This window comes from Streptomyces sp. NPDC026394 (genome assembly GCF_055567735.1).
In genome coordinates this window covers 474,906-494,321 of the sequence record NZ_JBVHPX010000002.1, presented here as the reverse complement: position 1 = coordinate 494,321, position 19,416 = coordinate 474,906, and the positions used below count along the sequence as shown (strand labels likewise).

Sequence of the window (19,416 nt, the reverse complement as noted above, 5' to 3'; positions counted from 1 at the left end):
GGGGTTTGGGGAGGTGCGTGATCACAAGTTTGTGAACATTCGGGTGGCATGTGCGGGGCGTGAGGCCGGTGCCGTCCCCGGCCTCCGGCCGGTCCGGGCCGCCGCCCGCCTACCCCGTGAGATGAACCTCCGGTGGCCGCCGGCCGCACCCGGTCCGAGGGCCCGGTGACCATCGGCGTCCGCCGTGATCCCTGTCCGGCGATCGGCGGCCGGCGTTGCGGCGCGGTTCACCCGTGGGCCATACCCGCTGCCAATGCCTCCTGGTGAGAGGGCAGTTACGGGCGCTCCGCGCCGCCCTCGCCGCCGTCCCGTCCGTACCAGGGAGCTCGTGCATGTCCCGTACACGGTCCGCCGCCCCGACCGGCCCCGCCGCCCCCGCCGTCGACCGCCGTGCCTTCCTCGCCGCCACCGGCGCCGTCGGCGCCACGACCGCGTTCGCGCTGGCGTACGGAGCCGGCGGTCCACGGCCCGCCGCCGGTCCTGACGCGGCGGCAGCCGCTTTCGCCGCCCCCCTCGTCGCACCGGAACCGGTCGCCGCGCCGCCCGTTCCCCGCGTCCCCTACACCGAAGGCACCACCCTCGCCTCGGTCGCCACCCCGGGCGGCGCAGCGGCGGGGTACCGCAGGCTCGCCGAAGGCCCCGGCTGGGACCGCGTCGTACGGCGTGACCTCGCCGCCGCGCGCCCCGGCCGGGACGACCGGCGCACCGTACTGGCCGCCTTCGTGCAGATCACCGACCTGCACGTGGTCGATGTGCAGCACCCGCTGCGCCACGAGTACCTGCGGGTGCGGTCCGCGGGCGCCTGGCGCCCCCAGGAGGCACTGTCCGTCGCGGGCGCGGTCTCCCTCGTCGAGCGGGTCAACAGCCTGCCCGGCGGGCCCGCCACCGGGGCGCCGCTGTCCTTCGCGATGACCACGGGCGACAACACGGACAACAACTCCAGCATCGAACTCGACTGGTTCCTGACCGCGCTGAGCGGCGGCCGGATCACCCCCAACTCGGGCGACCCGCGGCACTACGAAGGCGTGCAGAACAGCGGCCACCCGCTGTACTGGCAGCCGGACAGCGCCCTGCGCGACGCCGACAAGCTGCGCGGCTTCCCCGGCATACCCGGCTTCCTGGAAGCGGCGACCCGTACGGTCACCAGCCCCGGCCTGCACCTGCCCTGGTACTCGACGGTCGGCAACCACGACTCGCTGCCCGCGGGCTGCTGCGCCCCCGACGACCCGTTCCTGGCGGAGGTCGCGACCGGCGGACGCAAGCTGGAACTGCTGCCGGCCGACCAGGCCATCCGCGCCTACCTGGCGGTACGTCACGGACCGGGCCCCGGCAGACGGGAGTTCGCCGACCTGCTGAGAGCGCACGGGAAGCGGGCGCGTTCCGTGACACCGGACGAGCGCCGTGTCCCCTTCACCCGCCCCGCCTACCTGCGCGCGCACCTGGATCGCCGGTACACCGGGCCGGGGCCGCACGGGCACGGCTACACGGCGGACGACCTCGACGCGGACCGGCTCCACTACACGTTCCGGATCGCCGAGGACGTGGTGGGCATCAGCCTCGACACCACCGACCCCGGCGGCCACCACACCGGTTCCGTCGGCTCGGGGCAACTGCGCTGGCTCGACCGCACGCTGCGGGCGCACGCGCACGAACACGTCCTCGTCTTCAGCCACCACACCAGCACATCCATGGACAACACCCTGCCCGACCCGTCCCGCCCCGCCGAGCGGCGGCACGGCGGACCCGAACTGGTCGCCCTGCTCTCCCGGCACCGCAACGTGCTGGCCTGGATCAACGGGCACAGTCACCGCAACCTCATCACCCCGCACGGCACCTTCTGGGAGGTCACCACCGCCTCGCACATCGACTTCCCGCAGCTCGCGCGGGTCGTGGAGGTGACGGACAACCGGGACGGCACGCTGTCCCTGTTCACCACTCTGGTCGAGTCGCACGCGCCGCACCGCACGGACTTCGGCGACCTGTCGCAGCGGGGACTGGCGGCGCTCTACCGCGAACTGTCCTGCAACGCCCCCGGAGCCCGCGGCGATCTCGCCGGTGACCCGGGCGACCGCAACACCGAGCTGCTGCTGAGACGGCGCTGAGCGACGGCCCCGTACACCGTTGCGGCGGACCTCAGCGCGGCAGCACCACCACGTACGCCCCCGGCTCGTGGTCGTCCGCCGCCATCAGGGCCGTACGGACCACCGCCGCCTGCTGCTCCGGAGCGTCGCGCAGCTTGCGCGGGCTGAGGCGGACGACCGTGATGCCCAGCCGTTCCAGGTGCTCGCGCTGGTGGGCGTACTGCGCCTGGAGCGCCTCGTCCTCCTGGCGCGGCACCCGCGCGTCGATCTCCACGGCCACGGCCTGCTCCGGCCAGTACGCGTCCACGCCGCCCAGGTGCGGGCCGCCGGGCAGCCGCAGGTCCACGTTCCACAGCGGGTCCGGGAGGCCGTACTGCCGCACCAGGTCGTAGAGCCGGCCCTCGGCCAGGGCGCGGCCCTCGGCCAGCAGGGCGTGTACGGCGTCCACCACGTGCGGCAGGCTCAGCAGCCGCGCCTGGTTGAACTCCCGTACCACCGCCGTCGCTTCGCAGTGGCCTGCCCGGACGGCCTCGGTCAGCAGCCGGCGGACCGTGCAGGCGTCCGAGAGTCCGCTGACGGCGTCCGCCAGGGCCCGCGGCACGGGGGCCACCGGCACCCCGGTGACCTGCTGCGGCTGCGGCATCACCTGCGCCCGGACGACCTGCGCGAAGCCGGTGGAGCGCAGCCGCCGGGTGCGCGGCACCAGCACCTCGATGCGGTCCAGGGAGAGCAGCGGGGGAGCGGAGGAGAAGCGGTGCAGGGCCAGCGCCGCAAGCCCGGTGATCATCGGTTCCTGGGCGGGCGCCGGGCCGGCCTGCGCGGGGACGGCGGACGGCCGGCTCGCCGCGTACAGCAGCACCGCGTGCAGGCGCTCCTCGCTGGTGGGCGGGCCGGGGTGGAGCAGGTGCACGCCCGGCAGCACCTGCTGCCAGGGGCCGCCGGGGCGGCACCGCTCGGCGGTCTCCGCCGCGCCGATGCCGTGTTCGCGCAGTTGGCGGCCGGTCAGTACGCGGGGACCGCGGCCGGGGCGGTCGTGCAGCGGGCGGGGGGAGAGCGGGGTGGGGGACTCCCCGCCGGAGGTTGGGGAAGTGTGGTTCATGTCCCGGCCATTCCCGCCGCCGCCCCGTCTCCTAACGCCTGTTACACGCCCGTCGACAAACCAGGACAACGCCGTCCTAAAGTACGGACGTTCGAGCGCCGAAAATGGTCGGTCCGGGCGGAGTTGACGCCGGTGCGCGGGCCCGGCCGGACGGCCGGGGCCCGCACCCGGGCGCCAACGGCTACCGTGCGGCCTGCGCGTCGCAGGACTGCGCCCGCAGGGCCCGCGCCAGGTCGTCGCGCGCCTCCGACACCAGGCGCCGCAGCGCGGGCGGCGCGTCCGCGTGCCCGGACAGCCACGCGTCCGCCGCGTCCAGCGTCTCCTGGCGGTCCTGGTGAGCGGGGAAGAGCCCCCGGACCACGGCCATGCCGATCTCGATCGACCGCTCCCGCCACAGCCGCTCGACGGCGTCGAAGTACTTCGGCGCGTACGGGGCGGTGAGCTCCCGCTGCGACGCCTGCACGAAGCCGGAGATCGTCGCCTCGACCAGCGCGTTGGACAGTTCGTCGGACTCCACCACGTCCGCCCAGGCCCGCGCCTTGACCTCGGCCGAGGGCCGGGCGGCCAGGCACCGTACGTGGTGGCGGCGGCCCGAGGCGGTGTCGTCGCGCCGCAGTTCGGTGTCGACGGCGGCCTGGTCGGCGGCGCCGTGCGCGGCCAGCGGTTCCAGGAACGTCCAGCGCAGCTCCTGGTCGACGTCCAGGCCGTCGATCTTCGCGGTGCCGTCCAGCAGGCCCTGGAGGAGCTGGAGGTCGGCGGCCGTGGTGGCCACCGAGGCGAAGAACCGGGCCCAGGACAGTTGGTGTCCGCTGCCCGGTTCGGCCAGCCGCAGTTCGTGCAACGCGCCCTGGGCCAGCTCCTGCGCGGCCAGGTCGCGGTGTTCGGGCGCCGTGTAGTGGGTGAGCGCGTAGCCGGCCTGGGAGTGCAGCGACTGGAGCACGCCGATGTCCGACTCGCGGCCCGCGAAGCGCAGTACCAGGTCGAGGTAGTCGCGGGCGGGCATCAGCCCGTCGCGGGTCAGGCCCCACACCGCGGACCAGCACAGCGCGCGCGACAGCGGTTCGGTGATCTCGCCGAGGTGGCCGCGCAGCGTCTCCAGCGACCGCTCGTCGAAACGGACCTTGCAGTACGTCAGGTCGTCGTCGTTGACCAGGATCAGCTCCGGGCGGTCGGCGCCGGTCAGTTCGGTGACGACCGTGCGCGGGCCGGAGACGTCCAGCTCGGCGCGGGCGTAGCGGACCAGGGCGCCGTCCGCGTTCTCCCGTCGGTACAGGCCCACGGCGACGCGGTGCGGCCGCAGTTCGGGACGCTCGGGGGCGGCCTCCTGGAGAATGCTCAGCTCGGTGACGCGGCCTTCGGCGTCGTACGTGGCCTGCGGCGTGAGCGCGTTGACGCCCGCCGTCTCCAGCCAGGCGCGCGACCAGGTGGCCAGGTCGCGTCCCGAGGTCTCCTCCAGGACGGACAGCAGGTCGGTCAGGCGGGTGTTGCCGTACGCGTGGCGCTTGAAGTAACGCCGCGCGCCCTCCAGGAACGCGTCCCGTCCCACGTACGCCACGAGCTGCTTGAGGACGGCCGCGCCCTTGGCGTACGTGATGCCGTCGAAGTTGAGCTTGGCGTCCTCCAGGTCACGGATGTCGGCCGTGACCGGGTGGGTGGAGGGCAGTTGGTCGGCGCGGTACGCCCACGCCTTGCGGCCGTTGGCGAAGGTGATCCAGCCGTTGGTGAAGCGGGTCGCCTCCACCAGGGACAGCGCGCCCATGAAGTCGGCGAACGACTCCTTGAGCCACAGGTCGTCCCACCACTGCATGGTGACCAGGTCGCCGAACCACATGTGCGCCATCTCGTGCAGGATGACGTTGGCGCGGCGCTCGTAGGACGCCTCGGTCACCTTGCCGCGGAAGACGAACTCCTCGCGGAAGGTCACACAGCCCGGGTTCTCCATCGCGCCGATGTTGTACTCGGGCACGAACGCCTGGTCGTACTTCCCGAAGGGGTACGGGTAGTCGAAGTGCTCGTGGAAGAAGTCCAGGCCCTGCTTGGTGACGGTGAAGATGTCCGCGGGGTCGAAGTGCCGGGACAGCCCCTTGCGGCACAGCGCGCCGAGCGGGATCTCCAGCTCCGTGCCGTCGGCGAGGGTGCGCCGGTAGGTGTCGGAGACGTAGTGGTACGGGCCGGCGACGACGGCGGTGATGTACGTCGAGATCGGCTGCGTCTCGGCGAACCGGTACGTGCCCCCCTCGGGCTCGCCCTCCTGGGCGCCGTTGCTGAGCACCACCCAGCCGTCGGGCGCGGTCACCTCGAAGCGGAACGGGGCCTTCAGGTCGGGCTGTTCGAAGTTCGCGAAAACCCGGCGGGCGTCGGCCGGCTCGTACTGCGTGTAGAGGTAGACCTCGCCGTCCTCCGGGTCGACGAAGCGGTGCAGGCCCTCGCCGGTCCGGCTGTACGCGCACTGCGCGTCGACCACCAGGGTGTTCTCCGCGGCCAGGCCGGCCAGGGCGACCCGGGTGCCGTCGAAGACCTCCGCCGGGTCCAGCTCCCGCCCGTTGAGGGTGACGGCGGTGACGGACGGCGCCACCAGGTCCGCGAAGGTGGCGGCGCCGGGCTCGGCGCACCGGAAGCGGACGGTGGTGCGTGAGCGGAAGGTGCGCGCGGCCTCGCCCTCCTGGACCGCCGACCGCAGGTCCAGCGCCACGTCGTACCCGTCGACGCTCAGCAGTGCGGCCCGCTCCCGGGCCTCGTCTCGGGTCAGATTCTCACCGGGCACGACGCGACTCCCTCGTCCTCGTCTCGTATATCGAACACTGGGAATCATGGCACGCCGCGCCCCGGTTGAAGCCGGTGGCCGGTCCGCCGTCCGGCCGCCGACCCGAACGTTCGAGGAGCAATCGTGTCCCAGACCGCTGCCGCAACCGACCGGACCACGGCCGATTTCTGGTTCGACCCGTCCTGCCCGTGGGCCTGGCTGACCTCCCGCTGGATGCTGGAGGTGGAGCAGGTGCGCCCGGTGGACGTGCGCTGGCACGTGATGAGCCTCGGCGTGCTGAACGAGGACAAACTCGACGAGCTGCCGGAGGAGTACCGGGAGAAGAACCGTCCCGGCGGCGCGGTGTGGGCACCGGTGCGGGTGTGCGTCGCCGCCGAGCGGGAGCACGGCCAGGAGGCACTGGCCCGCCTCTACACAGCGCTCGGGACCCGCTTCCACCACCAGGGCCTGCCGCGTACGCGGGAGACGATCGTGGCCGCGCTGGAGGAGGCCGGGCTGCCTGCCGGGCTGGCCGACGCGGCGGACACCGACGCGTACGACAAGGAACTGCGCGCCTCGCACAAGGAGGGCATCGACCTGGTGGGCCAGGAGGTCGGCACCCCGGTCATCGCCGTCCCCGGCGCCGACGGCGAGCGGATCGCCTTCTTCGGCCCGGTCGTCATCCCGGCCCCCAAGGGCGAGCAGGCCGCGCAGCTCTGGGACGGCACGCTGATGGTCGCGTCCATCCCGGGCTTCTACGAGATCAAGCGGACGCGGACGCGGGGGCCGGTCTTCGACTGAGCGGCCGGGGCGGGCGCTCGCCGCCGGGCCGGCCCCGGCGCCGTCAGTCGAAGACGGGCATCCGCTGGGGCGGGTCGAAGGTCGTGCCCGTCCACCGGTAGCGGATGTTCCGGCACCCGGCGCGTGCGCAGATCCAGTAGTCCTCGACGTAGTCCTTGCCGGTGAGCTCGCGGAGCCACTGCCGCTCCCGCTCGCCCTCGGGTGACCGGTGCGGCTCGTCCTCGTCACATGTGGAGCAGTAGAGCATCGGTTGGTCCGGCATGGTGCCACCATGCTCCGCGCCGCGGCGTACAGAAAGACCCCCGTGAGTCATGTCCTCACGGGGGTCCTTCCTTACTCCGCCTGCCGGGTGAAGGTTGAGAAGACGATCACGAGGCAGGACGCTCACCGGTGCGCCGCGGGGCGCCGGGATCAGGGAGCGATCAGCAGAACGTTGGAGCGCTCCTTGGCGGCCGCGTAGCGCTTGGCGACGTCCTGCCAGTTGACGACGCGCCACATCGCCTCGATGAAGTCCACCTTCTGGTTCTTGTACTGCAGGTAGAAGGCGTGCTCCCAGGCGTCGAAGACCAGGATCGGCACCGAGCCCTGGCCGACGTTGCCCTGGTGGTCGTAGATCTGCTCGACGATCAGGCGGCCGGTGATCGGCTCGTAGGCCAGGACGCCCCAGCCGGAGCCCTGGGTGGTGGCCGCGGCCTTGGTCAGCTGGGCCTTGAACTTGGCGAACGAGCCGAAGTTCTCCGCGATGGCGTCCGCCAGCTCGCCCACGCCGTCCTTGTCCAGCGGCTCGCCGCCGCCGTCACCGGTCATGTTGTGCCAGTAGATGCTGTGCAGGATGTGGCCGGAGAGGTGGAACGCGAGGTTCTTCTCCAGGCCGTTGATGGAGCCCCACTGGTCCTTGTCGCGCGCCTCGGCGAGCTGCTCCAGGGTGTCGTTGGCGCCCTTGACGTACGCGGCGTGGTGCTTGTCGTGGTGCAGCTCGATGATCTCAGGGCTGATGACGGGTTCGAGCGCCGCGTAGTCGTACGGAAGTTCCGGAAGATTGTAGGTGGCCATGCCGAGCCCTCCAGCTGCTTACGACCTTTAATTGCAATCGACTTGCAACTGCACGCTACCAGCATGAGTGATCACCGACCCGCCGAGGGGCGGAGTCTGGGCCAAAAGAAGGAGGCGGTGCCCGACCTCGGTCCGAGGTCCGGCACCGCCTCCGGAAAAGCACGGCGCATTCTGGTGAGGTAAGCCTTACCGCACTTCTGCTTTTGGTGAGGTAAGCCTTACTTGCGCTTACCCGGCGTCCTTTTGACGCGCCATTCGCTGCTTGGCGAGACCGACGGCGACGAGCACCACCGCGAACCCGCCGGTGAAGTAGAGCTGCACCCGCTGGTTCTCGTCCCGCAGCATCAGCAGCAGCACCGCCACCACACCGGCCAGCGCGACCCACGTCAGCACCGGGAAGAGCCACATCCGCACGACCAGCTTCCCGGGCTCCTCGCGCTCCAGCCGCCGGCGCATCCGTAGCTGCGCGACGGCGATGAAGCCCCACACGACCAGGATGGCCGCACCCACCATGTTGAGCAGCCACTGGAAGACGGTCTCCGGCCACCAGTAGCTGAACAGCACCGCGAGGAACCCGAAGGCGGAGCAGAGGATCACCGCGCGGCGCGGCACGCCGCCGCTGACGGTGCGCAGGAAGCGCGGGCCCTGGCCACGGGCGGAGAGGGAGTGCGCCATCCGGGAGGAGCCGTAGATGTTCGCGTTCATCGCGGACAGCAGCGCGATCAGGATGACGACGTTCATGATCTGCCCGGCCGCCGGGATGTCCAGGTAGTCCAGGACGGCGACGTACGGGCCGCTCTTGGCGATGTCCGCGTTGTTCCAGGGGATGACGGTGACGATGACCGCCATCGAGCCGACGTAGAACAGGGCGATCCGCCACATCGCGGTGCGCACGGCGCGGGCCACACCGCGCACCGGGTCCTTGGACTCGGCGGCGGCGATCGTCACCGTCTCCAGGCCGCCGTAGGCGAAGACGGACGCCAGCAGGCCGATGACCAGGCCGTCCGACCCGTTGGGCAGGAAGCCGCCGTCGCCGGTCAGGTGGCTGGCACCGGGGGCGGAGGTGCCGGGCAGCACACCGAGGACGGCGAGCACGCCCAGGACGAGGAAGATGCCGATCGCGGTGATCTTCAGGGCCGCGAACCAGAACTCGAACTCACCGAAGTTGCTGACCGCCGCGAGGTTGGCGCCGCAGAAGACCACCATGAACAGCAGCACCCACATCCAGGGCTGCGTGCCGGGGAACCAGCCGGTCATGATCCCGGCGGCGCCGATCGCCTCGACGGCCACCGCCACACACAACTGCGCGGTGAACATCCAGCCGGTGGTCAGGCCCGCCCACGGGCCGATCGAGCGCCCGGCGTGCACGGAGAACGATCCGGAGGCGGGACTGGCCGCCGCCATCTCGCCGAGCATCCGCATCACCAGCATGACCAGGCAGCCGGAGACGGCGTAGGCGAGCACGATCGACGGGCCGGCCGCCGCGATGCCCTCCTTGGAGCCGACGAACAGCCCGGCGCCGATCACACCGCCGAGAGCGATCATCGACAGATGGCGCTGCTTGAGTCCGTTGGACAGCGGGGCGCCGGTGCCCGGGTCCGCCGCGCTGCCGGTGCCGTCCGCGCCCGGGACCTGGCCGGTCCGCTCGCGCTCGGGCGTGGTGGACGAAGGTGTCCGATTCATGGTCGTACCTGTCCCATGTAGTGAGAGCGAGCGAGACGATCGACGGGAAAACGCGCTCAGTTTGAGTGTCTGTGTCCGCTGAGGGCAACAGTCGTGCAGCAGTTGTTCGGTATTCAGACGTGATCGTGACCGGTCGTATTCACACCGTTGTGAGACGTGACCCCGGGTGTTCGCGGAGCGGAAGTGGGGCGGCCGATTCCGGCCGGTCGCCCGGCTCCCGCGAGGCCCGTCACCCGCCCTCCGCGCGGCCGCCCGTCAGCGGCCGGACCGCCGCATCCGCAGCTCCCGCAGCCCCGCGACCGCCAGCACCGCACCGGTCGCCGCGGCCGACCACAGCAACTGCGGCCGGGCCCCGTCGTCGGTGAGCATCAGCACCAGCACCGCCAGCATGGCCGCCAGCGCCGTCCAGGTCAGATACGGGAACGCCCACATGCGCAGGGTCAGCTTCTCCGGCGCCGTCCGCTCGATCTGCCGCCGCAGCCGTAGCTGCGACAGCGCGATCAGCGCCCAGACGAACAGCAGCACCGCGCCGACCGCGTTCAGCATGTAGAGGAAGACCGTGTCCGGCCACAGCAGATTGAGCAGCACCGAGACGAAGCCGAACGCCACCGAGGACAGCACCGCCCGGCGCGGCACCCCGCCCGCCGTCACCTTCAGCAGCGAGCGCGGTGCCTCGCCCCGCCCGGCCAGCGAGAAGACCATCCGCGAGGACCCGTAGAGGTTGGCGTTGAGCGCCGACAGCAGCGCCACGAAGACCACCACGTTCATGATCTGGCCCGCGCCCGGCACACCGATGCTGTCCAGCACCGCGACGTACGGGCTCTTGCCCGGCTGCATCGACGACCAGGGCAACAGCGTCACGACGACCAGCATCGAGCCCACGTAGAAGAAGAGGATGCGCCACACCGCGCTGCGCACCGCGCGCGCCACGTTGCGCGCCGGGTCGTCGGACTCGGCCGCGGCGATGGTCACGACCTCCAGACCGCCGAAGGCGAACGCGACGGCGAGGACACCGGAGACCACGCCCTGCCAGCCGTTGGGCAGGAACCCGCCCTGCCCGGTGAGGTTGGCCAGCCCGACCGCCTCGGTGTCCGGCAGCACCCCGAAGATCGCGAGCAGGCTGAGCACCAGGAACAGCACGATCGCGGCGACCTTCAGCGTCGCGAACCAGAACTCGAACTCGCCGAAGCTCTTGACCGCGGTGAGGTTGGCGGCCGTGAACACCAGCATGAAGATCAGCACCCAGCCCCACTGCGGGACCGCGGGCACCCACCCGTTGGCGATCTGCGCCGCGCCGGTGGCCTCCACCGCCAGCACCACCACCAGCAGGAACCAGTACAGCCAGCCCACGCTGAAGCCCGCCCAGCGGCCCAGCGCGCGCTCCGCGTGCACCGAGAAGGCGCCGGACGCGGGCATCGCCGAGGACATCTCGCCCAGCATCCGCATGATCAGCATGGCCAGCGCGCCCGCGATCAGGTAGGAGAGGACGATGCCGGGGCCGGCCACCGCGATGCCCGCGCCGGAGCCCACGAACAGGCCCGCGCCGATCACCCCGCCCAGTCCGAGCATGGTCAGATGGCGCTGCTTGAGCCCGGCGGACAGCGGCTCTCGCCCGCCGGCGCCATCGCCCGGCGGTGGCGTTCCGGTGGCGGTGGGTGCGTCGTGCATGGGCTCGTACTCTCACAAAGGGTTTTGGGGGAACCCCACAGGGCTCCACGTTGTCCCCCAGTTTCCCCGCCCGCCGCGCGCTACCACAAAATGCGCACCCGTCCGGGGCGACGGCCGTGACGAGCATCACGTGACCTGCGAAGACCGTTGACGAGGCGGTTCGGCCCACGGGCCGTGGCGTTGTACGGAAGTCTCCAAGGACACCATTGCGCCTTTGTCGCCGCCACACGATGATCGGCTCCGGGGCGCTGGACTAACGTCATCGCGTCCCACCCTGTCCCCGCTCCACCTCACACCCCGCGGAGTTCCGATGAGCACTGCCGACGCAACCACCAGGCCCGGTGCGGTCCTCGCCGATCTGCTGCCCGCAGCGGGCGCCACCCGCGCCCGCGTCCGCGACGCCGTACTGGTCGTCGGCGGCGCCGCGCTCACCGGCATCGCCGCGCAGATCGCCCTCCCGGTCCCCGGCTCCCCGGTCCCCGTCACCGGCCAGACCTTCGCCGCCCTGCTCGTCGGTGCCTCGCTCGGCGCGGGCCGCGGCTTCGCCTCCCTCGCGCTGTACGCGCTGCTCGGCATGGCGGGCCTGCCCTGGTTCGCGGGCGGCGCGGCCGGCGCGGGCGGCGCGACCTTCGGCTACGTCCTCGGCATGCTCCTCGCCGCCACCGCGGTGGGCGCGCTGGCCCGCCGCGGCGGCGACCGCGGCCCGCTGCGCACGGTCGGCACCATGGCGGTCGGCACGGCCCTGATCTACGCGGTCGGCGTGCCCTTCCTCGCGCTGAGCACCGGCATGTCGTTCGGCCAGGCGGCCGCGACCGGTCTCGTCCCCTTCCTGATCGGCGACGCCCTCAAGGCCGCGCTGGCGATGGGTGCGCTGCCCACCGCGTGGAAGCTGCTCGGCCGCCGCGGCTGACCCCGCGCGCGCCGTCCCTCCGTACGGGACCGGACCGGGCCCCGTACCACCACTTCGCGTGGCGGTACGGGGCCCGTCGGCTTTCCGCACGCGTACGGACCGTCCGCGTGCGCCCCGCCCGTCCTGAGCCCGTCCGGCCCTTGCCCGTACGCATCCTGGTCACCGGTGGGACGACCTGCGGGTGGTGATCCACACTCCGGCACCGCCGAGGAGCAGCAGGCCCGCGGCGGTGCCCGCCAGCGGCAGGACCGACGGCGCACCGGTCTCGGGCAGCCGCTCCCCGGGAGCCGCCGACTCCGACGGGCCCGGCGTGGCGGTCGACGAACCGGCCGGCACGTTGACGGTGTTGAGCATCAGCGGGGTGTCCGGCGCGTCGGACACCGGATTCCGGGTGCCGAAATGGACCGGGCCCTGCTGCCACAGCAAGGTCTCGGTGTTTCCCGAGGTCACCGGCAGACAGATCTGCCCCTGCCGGTTCAGATCGAAATGCGCGGTGACCTCGAACGTACGGCTCTTTCCGCTCGCCAACGAGCCGATGGCACACGAGTACGCGCTGTTCGAGCCCTTCGGCAGCCGCGCCTCGGGCACCTTCGTGCACCCGGCCACGTTGTCGACCGTCAGCCCCTGGAAACCGGCGACCGTCAGCCGTACGGCACCGGTCCTGGCGGCGCCCTTGTTGGTGACCTTGGCGGTCAGTTCGGTCTTTCCGGTGCGGTTGTCGACGGAAATCCGCTCCGGCAGTTCCGTGGTGATCCGATAGCCCGCCGGCGCGCTCGGACCGGCCTTCCCGCCCGCGCTGCTGCCCGGTACGGGTTCGGCCGCCAGGGCCGCGGAACCGGCCGGCAGTGCCAGTACGGCCGCCGTCGCGGCCACCATGAACGCCCGTTTCCCCTGTCGGGTTGTGTACATTCTTGAACCCCCCTTTTCCCCGTCCTCTACCGAGGTATTTGATGGGTACCACAAGATTCCGCGGGTGCTGTGGGGGCTGGGCATGGTGGGGAATGCGAGCGAGGTGGGGCCCGGGCGACTGGCAGCCGGCCGTTACCGGCTGCTGGAATTGATCGGACGCGGCGGAATGGGGCGGGTGTGGCGCGCCCAGGACGAAATTCTCGACCGGTGCGTCGCGGTCAAGGAAATACGTATCGACGAACACGCCGGCGAGGAAAGCGTGGTGCAGCGCGAACGCAGTCTGCGCGAGGCCCGCGCCACCGCCCGTATCGACCATCCGAATGTGGTGCGCGTCCACGACGTGGCCGAGGAGGGCGACCGGCTGTGGATCGTCATGCAGCTCGTCCAGGCCCGCTCCCTGGAACAGGTTCTCGCCCAGGACGGCCCGCTGGCCCCGGACGCGGCGGCCCGGGTCGGCGCCGGACTGGCCCGTGCCCTGCGCGAGGTGCACGCGGTGGGCGTACTCCACCGGGACATCAAGCCCGGCAACGTCCTGATCGACGACCGCGGCACCGTCGTACTGACCGACTTCGGCATCGCCGCCATACAGGACGCCACCGCGCTGACCATGGCCGGGATGCTCATCGGCTCGCCGGACTACATGGCGCCCGAACGGGTGGCGGGACAGGAGCAGGGGCCGCCCTCCGACCTGTGGTCCCTGGGCGCCACGCTGTGCGCCGCTGTCGCGGGGCAGTCACCGTTCGCCCGCGCCACGACCCTTGCCACGCTGCACGCGGTGCTGCACGAGGAGCCCGCCATCCCGCCCGCGGCGGGCCCGCTGCGCGAGCTGCTGACCGCCCTGCTGAACAAGGCACCCGAGGCGCGCCCCACCCTCGACGAGGTCGAGACACGGCTCGGCCCGCTGGTACGCCGGGCCGCGGCGGCGAACCCGACAAAGCCGTTGAACGCGGCGGAAGTCGTGGACGTCCGTACGCCCACGGTGGCCGACCCGGCACGGGACCGCGTCGAGGCGGCGTCCGCCGCTCCCCGCACGGACAGCGGCTCTCGGCCCGCGACGGCTCCCGCCACCCCCCGCGGCATCCGCCCCCGCAGTCCCACCCGCCCCCTCGGCTCCACCGGCGCACCCCCGCCGCAAGCGGCAGGCCCTGCTCGCCGCCACCGGCGTCCTCGCGTCCGCCGCCGCGGTCGTGGTGATCCTCGTCGCGACGCAGGGCGCGGACCCCGGCGGTACGGCCGGCGCCGGAGCCGGCCGCCCTTCCGCCGCCGGCCTCAGCGCCGGTACGGGCACCGGGAGCGGCGATCCGGCGGCCACGTCCGGTGCCCGCCGTACCGAGGACGGCTTCAGCTGGGTGCCGCCGGCCGGCTGGAACCGCACCGAGGAGTCCGCCAGCGACATCACGTACAGCACGAAGGACGGCTCCACGCTCGTCTCGGCGCGGCAGGACCCGTCCTCCGGCGGCGACCTGCTGGCGGTCTGGCAGCAGTACGAGGCGCAGCAGCACGACGTGCCGGGCTATCGCAGGGTCCGGCTGGAGCGCACCACGTTCCAGGGGTACCCCGCCGTCGAGTGGGAGTTCGCCTACACCCGGGACGGGAAACCGGCGCACGGGCGGCAGCTCGGCTTCCGGGCCGGGAACCGGACCTTTCAGCTCAGCCTCTGGTACCTGGATTCCGCGGAGGCCGCCGCCCTGCGCGCCTACGACCGGGTCAAGGAGTCCTTCCGGACGTCCCCCTGACCTTCCGGGCCGCCGCCGTCCGCCGCCGCACCGGCGCCGTCCTTGGCGCGCCGCCTGCGGTCCAGCACCAGGCCGACGATCAGCACGACCACGGCCGCGACCACCGAGAGCACCATCTGCTTGCGTCCGTCGGGGTTGTAGAACATGTAGCCGACGACGAAGAGGATCAGCGCGATCGTCGCGTACGTCAGGTACGGGTACAGCCACATCCGTACCGTCAGCCGCTCCGGCATGTCCCGCACGATGACCTTGCGCATCCGTAGCTGCGAGAAGCAGATGACCAGCCAGACGAAGAGCGCCACCGCGCCGGAGGAGTTCAGCAGGAACTCGAAGACGGTGTCCTTGGAGGTGTAGCTGAAGATCGTCGCGACGAAGCCGAAGGCCACCGACGCCCAGATGGCGGTCGCCGGGACGCCGCCCTTGTTCACCCGGGCGAAGGACTTCGGCGCGTCGCCGCGCTCGCCGAGCGAGAAGGCCATCCGGGAGGCGGTGTACAGGCCGGAGTTCAGGCAGGACAGCACGGCGGTGAGCACCACGACGTCCATCACGGTGCCGGCCGCCGGGATGTCCAGCGACCTCAGCACGGCCACGTACGGGCTCTTGTCGAGCGCCGGGTCGTCCCACGGCAGCAGTGTCACGATCACCGCGATCGAGCCGAGGTAGAAGAGCGCGATCCGCCAGATGACGCTGTTGACGGCCTTGCGGACGGCCTGCACCGGGTTCGGCGACTCGCTGGCCGCCAGGGTGACGATCTCGCTGCCCATGAAGGAGAAGACCACCAGCAGCATGCCGGAGAGGATCGCGCCGGGCCCGTTCGGCAGGAACCCGCCGTGGCCGGTCAGGTTCGACAGGCCCACCGCGTGGTCGCCGGGCGGCAGCCCGAAGATCGCCAGCGCGCCGACCACGATGAACACCACGATCGCCACGACCTTGATGCCGGCGAACCAGAACTCGAACTCGCCGAACGAGCCGACGGAGATCAGGTTGGTGCCGGTCAGCACGATCATCACCAGCAGCGCCCACGCCCACTGCGGGACGGCGGGGACCCAGCCGGTGAGGATCGAGGCGGCGGCGGTCGCCTCGACGGCCAGCACGACCGACCAGAAGAACCAGTACAGCCAGCCGATGGTGAAGCCCGCCCAGCGGCCCAGCGCCCGGTCCGCGTAGGCGGAGAACGAGCCGGAGGTGGGGGAGGCGGCGGCCATCTCGCCCAGCATCCGCATCACCAGGACGACCAGCAGGCCGGTCAGCGCGTACGAGATCAGAATGCCGGGGCCGGCCGCCGCGATGCCGGCGCCGGAGCCCACGAACAGGCCCGCGCCGATCACGCCGCCGATGGCGATCATCGACAGATGGCGGTTCTTGAGACCTGCCTGGAGCCCGGCGGGTGACCGGCCTCCGTCGGGGGAGCCGGGGCCGCCGGCCGCCTCGCCCGCGTTCATGGTCGGCGGATGCGCGCCCATGTGCACCGTCCTTCTGTGGTTCTCGGTGTCGAGTCCCCGCATTAGAACCGCGTTAACGGTCGTTTTGGAAGATCTGCATCCGGATCGTTGCGTGGATCTCATTTCCGCACGTCACCGCGTGTACATCGCACGTATGGCGGCCGGGGGGACCGGCGACGCCTACCCCGGGCCCGGCGGACGACACGTCCGTGCAACACTCGGCACATGCGCGTGTATCTCGGCTCCGACCATGCCGGTTTCGAACTGAAGAACCACCTCGTCGAGTGGCTCAAGGCCCACGGCCACGAGCCCGTCGACTGCGGCCCGCACATCTACGACGCCGTGGACGACTATCCGCCGTTCTGCCTGCGCGCCGCCGAGCGGACCGCGGCCGACCCGGAGAGCCTGGGCGTCGTCATCGGCGGCTCCGGCAACGGCGAGCAGATCGCCGCCAACAAGGTCAAGGGCGTACGGGCGGTGCTGGCCTGGAGCGAGGAGACCGCGAAGCTCGGGCGTGAGCACAACAACGCCAACGTGATCTCGGTCGGCGGCCGGATGCACACCCGGGACGAGGCGACCAGCTTCGTCGCGGCGTTCCTGGCCACGCCGTACTCGGGCGAGGAGCGGCACACCCGCCGCATCGAGATGCTCTCCCGCTACGAGACCACCGGCGAGCTGCCGGAGATCCCGGCACACCACCCGCAGCAGGACTGAGCCCACCCGCCGTCCCGCCCGCGCCGCCGACGGCGCGGGCGGCCGCCGCACGGCCCCCGTCCCCACTCCGCCGAGGAGGCGTCGACCCATGCCCGAGGGGCACACGATCCACCGCCTCGCGCTGGACCACCGTGCGCTCTTCAAGGGCGCGCCGGTCCGGGCGAGCAGCCCCCAGGGCAAGTTCTCCGACAGCGCGGCGCTGATCGACGGCCAGGTCATGACCACTGCCGAGGCGCACGGCAAGCACCTCTTCCTCGGCTTCGGGCCCGCCGGATGGGTCCACATCCACCTCGGCCTCTTCGGCAAGCTGGCCTTCGGCGACGCCCCGGCGCCGCCGCCCACCGACACCGTACGGCTGCGGCTGGCCAACGACACCGCCTACGCGGACCTGCGCGGGCCCACCGCCTGCGCGCTGCTCACCGACGCCGAGAAGCAGGCGATACACGACCGGCTCGGCCCCGACCCGCTGCGTCCCGAGGACGACGGCGAGCGCGCCTGGGCGCGGATCTCCCGCAGCCGTACGTCGGTCGCGGCGCTGCTGATGGACCAGAAGGTGATCGCGGGCGTCGGCAACGTCTACCGCGCCGAGGTCCTCTTCCGGCACGGCATCGACCCGTACCGTGCCGGCCGCGATCTTCTCCGGTCCGAATGGGACGCCGTCTGGGCGGACCTGGTCGCCCTCATGCGCGAAGGCGTCCGGCACAACCGCATCGACACGGTACGCGCCGAACACCTCCCCGAGGCCATGGGTCGCCCGCCGCGCGTCGACGACCACGGCGGTGAGGTCTACGTCTACCGCCGGGCCCGCCAGGAGTGCCACATCTGCCGCTCCGAGATCCGCACCGCGGCCCTGGCCAACCGCAATCTCTTCTGGTGCCCCGGCTGCCAGCCGAAGTGAACCCCGAGTCCTCGGGCCGCCTGGCGCGAAAGGACAGTCCCGTCGACGAAGGAGTCCAGCCACGGCTCGAACTTCAGCCGGGGGGACGGCGGCCGGCACGTGGGGTCGCAGGTCATGGGTCCCTTCGTAGGCCGCGCAGGCAAGCCACTCGTCCGTCCCCGCCGGGGCAGGCGGCGGTCGAAGAGGTCACGGACGCGCAGGATCTCTTCCCGGCTGAGCTCGGTGACGTCAGCCGGGCGTTCGTCGGCGTCCCACCCGGTCAGTCGCCGGATGAGCCGTTCGTGGGGTGTGCCGGTGCCGTTCCCACCGAAACGATGGACACGCAGGTGAGGGGCGGGTCAGCGGCCCGCCCCGGACGGCCGCCGGGCCCGGGACCAGCGCCGGGCAGGGGGCGGACACCGGCCCTCAGAACCCGTGCGGCAGCCACGGCTTGCGGTACGCGCCGAACGCCATCGACGCCTCCCGCAGGGCACCCGGGCGCAGCTCGCGCACCCGCCCCGCCCCGGCCAGCGCCTCCAGCGTGAACCCGCCCAGGTAGGCGGCCCCCAGCTCCCGTACGGACAGCGTCAGGTCGGCCGGGTCGGTGGTCCGCTCGCAGGAGGCGCCCTTCTCGTCGCCGGAGAGCCGCCACCGGCCCTCGTTCCAGGGGCAGAACGGGTCCGCCACGTCCAGGACCACGTCCAGCGGCGCCGCGTACGTCCGCGCCGCGAGCGCCTCGCCGGCCTCCACCAGCCGTACGAACAGCGACTCGCGCACCCCGATCCGGCAGCGCCGCATGTCGTCCACGAGGTGCAGCAGCGGATCGTCGGCCGGGCGGTTGCGCACCGTCAGCCGTGACGTCAGGTCGATGCCGAACAGGTAGCGCCACAGCGCCGCGTAGACCACCGGGTCCAGCGCCTCGACGTCCCGCAGGACCACCGTTCCGTCGGGCCCGCCCCCGTCCCAGCCCGCCTTGACCGCGTAGCGCGCGTACCCGCGCACCTCGCCGGCCACCTCGGCCAGCACGCACAGCAGCGGCCCGGCCCCGTCCCGGTCGGCCTCCGGGTCGAGCAGCGGCAGCCGCTCCCAGTGGGGCTGCCGGGCGAGCATCCCGGGCCGGCCGGTGACCAGTTGTTCGTACACCTTCTCGCAGTCCGCCAGCCCGTCCTCCGGGTCGACCAGCCGCAGCCGTACGTCGTCGGCGCCGTCCGGCACACGGACCGACTGGCGCAGCGTGTCGAGCGTCATGCTCACCGCCTCGGACGCCGCGCCGTACCCGAAGCGCCCGTAGATCGCCGGCTCGGAGGCGGTCAGCACGGCCAGCGCCTCGCGCCGGTCCCGGAAGTCCGCGAGCTGCCGGCGCATCATCGTGCGCAGGAGGCCGCGCCGCCGGTGCGTGGGCTGCACGCTGACCAGCGTGACCCCGGCCACCGGCAGCACGGCGCCGCCGGGCACCGTCAGCCGGAACGAGTACGCGCCCGCCGTGCCGACGGTCTCGCCGTCGTCCCGCAGGTCCAGGCAGCGCTCCGGCTCGCCGAGCCGCCGCCACAGGGCGCGCTCCTCGGGCGCCTCGGGGGTGCCGCCGAACGCCCGCTCCAGCTTCCCGTACCAGTCGGCCCAGTCGTCCGGACGCAGCTGCCGTAACTCGGTCGTCATAGGCCATGGGTAGCAGCACGTCTTCCGCCCGCGCGACCGTTTTT

At 72.2% G+C, this 19,416-nt stretch carries 15 protein-coding genes and 1 pseudogene; 7 read left to right on the top strand and 9 right to left on the bottom strand.

What is annotated here, in order from left to right:
- The first annotated feature begins 332 nt into the window (after positions 1-332).
- Positions 333-2,102: a TIGR03767 family metallophosphoesterase gene (locus ACZ4QV_RS06370; protein WP_361582426.1), complete on the top strand. Its 1,770-nt coding sequence runs from the start codon at positions 333-335 to the stop codon at positions 2,100-2,102.
- A gap of 31 nt (positions 2,103-2,133) precedes the next feature.
- Here ACZ4QV_RS06370 and ACZ4QV_RS06365 read toward each other — a convergent pair whose 3' ends face one another.
- Positions 2,134-3,180 carry a hypothetical protein gene (locus tag ACZ4QV_RS06365; protein ID WP_361582423.1) on the bottom strand — a complete coding sequence of 349 codons (1,047 nt, stop codon included), beginning with the start codon at positions 3,178-3,180 and terminating at the stop codon, positions 2,134-2,136.
- A 181-nt stretch (positions 3,181-3,361) separates the two neighbouring features.
- Entirely contained in the window at positions 3,362-5,944 is a 2,583-nt protein-coding gene (pepN, locus tag ACZ4QV_RS06360; protein ID WP_361582420.1) for an aminopeptidase N, read from the bottom strand.
- Positions 5,945-6,067: 123 nt separating this feature from the next.
- Between pepN and ACZ4QV_RS06355 the strand changes: the two genes are divergently transcribed.
- Positions 6,068-6,724 carry a mycothiol-dependent nitroreductase Rv2466c family protein gene (locus ACZ4QV_RS06355; protein ID WP_467762625.1) on the top strand — a complete coding sequence of 219 codons (657 nt, stop codon included), beginning with the start codon at positions 6,068-6,070 and terminating at the stop codon, positions 6,722-6,724.
- Positions 6,725-6,767: 43 nt separating this feature from the next.
- Here the strand turns inward: ACZ4QV_RS06355 and ACZ4QV_RS06350 are convergent, their stop codons facing one another.
- The 4 genes from ACZ4QV_RS06350 to ACZ4QV_RS06335 all read right to left on the bottom strand — a co-directional run bounded on the left by ACZ4QV_RS06350 (position 6,768) and on the right by ACZ4QV_RS06335 (position 11,128).
- Complete coding sequence (locus ACZ4QV_RS06350) at positions 6,768-6,986, bottom strand: hypothetical protein (protein WP_361144303.1); 219 nt, start codon at positions 6,984-6,986, stop codon at positions 6,768-6,770.
- A gap of 149 nt (positions 6,987-7,135) precedes the next feature.
- Positions 7,136-7,777 carry a superoxide dismutase gene (locus ACZ4QV_RS06345; RefSeq protein WP_031001846.1) on the bottom strand — a complete coding sequence of 214 codons (642 nt, stop codon included), beginning with the start codon at positions 7,775-7,777 and terminating at the stop codon, positions 7,136-7,138.
- A 228-nt stretch (positions 7,778-8,005) separates the two neighbouring features.
- Positions 8,006-9,460 (bottom strand): amino acid permease, encoded by a 1,455-nt coding sequence (locus ACZ4QV_RS06340; RefSeq protein ID WP_361144300.1) that lies wholly within the window; start codon positions 9,458-9,460, stop codon positions 8,006-8,008.
- Between the two features lie 255 nt (positions 9,461-9,715).
- Positions 9,716-11,128 (bottom strand): amino acid permease, encoded by a 1,413-nt coding sequence (locus ACZ4QV_RS06335; protein ID WP_361144297.1) that lies wholly within the window; start codon positions 11,126-11,128, stop codon positions 9,716-9,718.
- Between the two features lie 310 nt (positions 11,129-11,438).
- On the opposite strand from ACZ4QV_RS06335, the gene ACZ4QV_RS06330 reads away from it, so the two are divergent.
- The gene (locus tag ACZ4QV_RS06330; protein WP_361144294.1) at positions 11,439-12,038 is read left to right on the top strand and encodes a biotin transporter BioY; all 600 of its coding nucleotides are present in this window, start codon (positions 11,439-11,441) and stop codon (positions 12,036-12,038) included.
- Between the two features lie 159 nt (positions 12,039-12,197).
- Here ACZ4QV_RS06330 and ACZ4QV_RS06325 read toward each other — a convergent pair whose 3' ends face one another.
- On the bottom strand, positions 12,198-12,947 hold the full coding sequence (locus ACZ4QV_RS06325; RefSeq protein WP_361615854.1) for a hypothetical protein: 750 nt from the start codon (positions 12,945-12,947) through the stop codon (positions 12,198-12,200).
- Between ACZ4QV_RS06325 and ACZ4QV_RS06320 the strand changes: the two are divergent.
- A pseudogene (locus ACZ4QV_RS06320) lies at positions 12,913-13,782 on the top strand (serine/threonine-protein kinase); the annotation flags it as partial. The gene ACZ4QV_RS06325 and the pseudogene ACZ4QV_RS06320 sit on opposite strands and share 35 nt — an antisense overlap.
- Positions 13,783-14,134: 352 nt before the next feature.
- Positions 14,135-14,683: a hypothetical protein gene (locus ACZ4QV_RS06315; RefSeq protein ID WP_467762712.1), complete on the top strand. Its 549-nt coding sequence runs from the start codon at positions 14,135-14,137 to the stop codon at positions 14,681-14,683.
- Here ACZ4QV_RS06315 and ACZ4QV_RS06310 read toward each other — a convergent pair.
- A complete protein-coding gene (locus ACZ4QV_RS06310; RefSeq protein WP_361144285.1) occupies positions 14,644-16,146 on the bottom strand; it encodes an amino acid permease in 1,503 nt (500 codons plus the stop codon). The genes ACZ4QV_RS06315 and ACZ4QV_RS06310 overlap by 40 nt on opposite strands.
- A gap of 204 nt (positions 16,147-16,350) precedes the next feature.
- Here ACZ4QV_RS06310 and ACZ4QV_RS06305 point away from each other — a divergent pair, with 204 nt between their 5' ends.
- Entirely contained in the window at positions 16,351-16,839 is a 489-nt protein-coding gene (locus ACZ4QV_RS06305) for a ribose-5-phosphate isomerase (RefSeq protein ID WP_361582408.1), read from the top strand.
- An 88-nt stretch (positions 16,840-16,927) separates the two neighbouring features.
- A complete protein-coding gene (locus ACZ4QV_RS06300; protein ID WP_361582405.1) occupies positions 16,928-17,737 on the top strand; it encodes an Fpg/Nei family DNA glycosylase in 810 nt (269 codons plus the stop codon).
- 405 nt (positions 17,738-18,142) lie between these two features.
- On the opposite strand, the gene ACZ4QV_RS06295 is transcribed toward ACZ4QV_RS06300, so the two are convergent.
- Complete coding sequence (locus ACZ4QV_RS06295) at positions 18,143-19,372, bottom strand: GNAT family N-acetyltransferase (protein WP_361144275.1); 1,230 nt, start codon at positions 19,370-19,372, stop codon at positions 18,143-18,145.
- Positions 19,373-19,416 lie beyond the last annotated feature (44 nt).

Bases quoted from the DNA above. Each gene is read 5' to 3' on its own strand.
- ACZ4QV_RS06370 (WP_361582426.1), top strand. From the start codon at position 333: ATGTCCCGTACACGGTCCGCCGCCCCGACCGGCCCCGCCGCCCCCGCC.
- ACZ4QV_RS06365 (WP_361582423.1), bottom strand. From the start codon at position 3,180: ATGAACCACACTTCCCCAACCTCCGGCGGGGAGTCCCCCACCCCGCTC.
- ACZ4QV_RS06350 (WP_361144303.1), bottom strand. From the start codon at position 6,986: ATGCCGGACCAACCGATGCTCTACTGCTCCACATGTGACGAGGACGAG.
- ACZ4QV_RS06345 (WP_031001846.1), bottom strand. From the start codon at position 7,777: ATGGCCACCTACAATCTTCCGGAACTTCCGTACGACTACGCGGCGCTC.
- ACZ4QV_RS06340 (WP_361144300.1), bottom strand. From the start codon at position 9,460: ATGAATCGGACACCTTCGTCCACCACGCCCGAGCGCGAGCGGACCGGC.
- ACZ4QV_RS06335 (WP_361144297.1), bottom strand. From the start codon at position 11,128: ATGCACGACGCACCCACCGCCACCGGAACGCCACCGCCGGGCGATGGC.
- ACZ4QV_RS06330 (WP_361144294.1), top strand. From the start codon at position 11,439: ATGAGCACTGCCGACGCAACCACCAGGCCCGGTGCGGTCCTCGCCGAT.
- ACZ4QV_RS06325 (WP_361615854.1), bottom strand. From the start codon at position 12,947: ATGTACACAACCCGACAGGGGAAACGGGCGTTCATGGTGGCCGCGACG.
- ACZ4QV_RS06310 (WP_361144285.1), bottom strand. From the start codon at position 16,146: ATGGGCGCGCATCCGCCGACCATGAACGCGGGCGAGGCGGCCGGCGGC.
- ACZ4QV_RS06305 (WP_361582408.1), top strand. From the start codon at position 16,351: ATGCGCGTGTATCTCGGCTCCGACCATGCCGGTTTCGAACTGAAGAAC.
- ACZ4QV_RS06300 (WP_361582405.1), top strand. From the start codon at position 16,928: ATGCCCGAGGGGCACACGATCCACCGCCTCGCGCTGGACCACCGTGCG.
- ACZ4QV_RS06295 (WP_361144275.1), bottom strand. From the start codon at position 19,372: ATGACGACCGAGTTACGGCAGCTGCGTCCGGACGACTGGGCCGACTGG.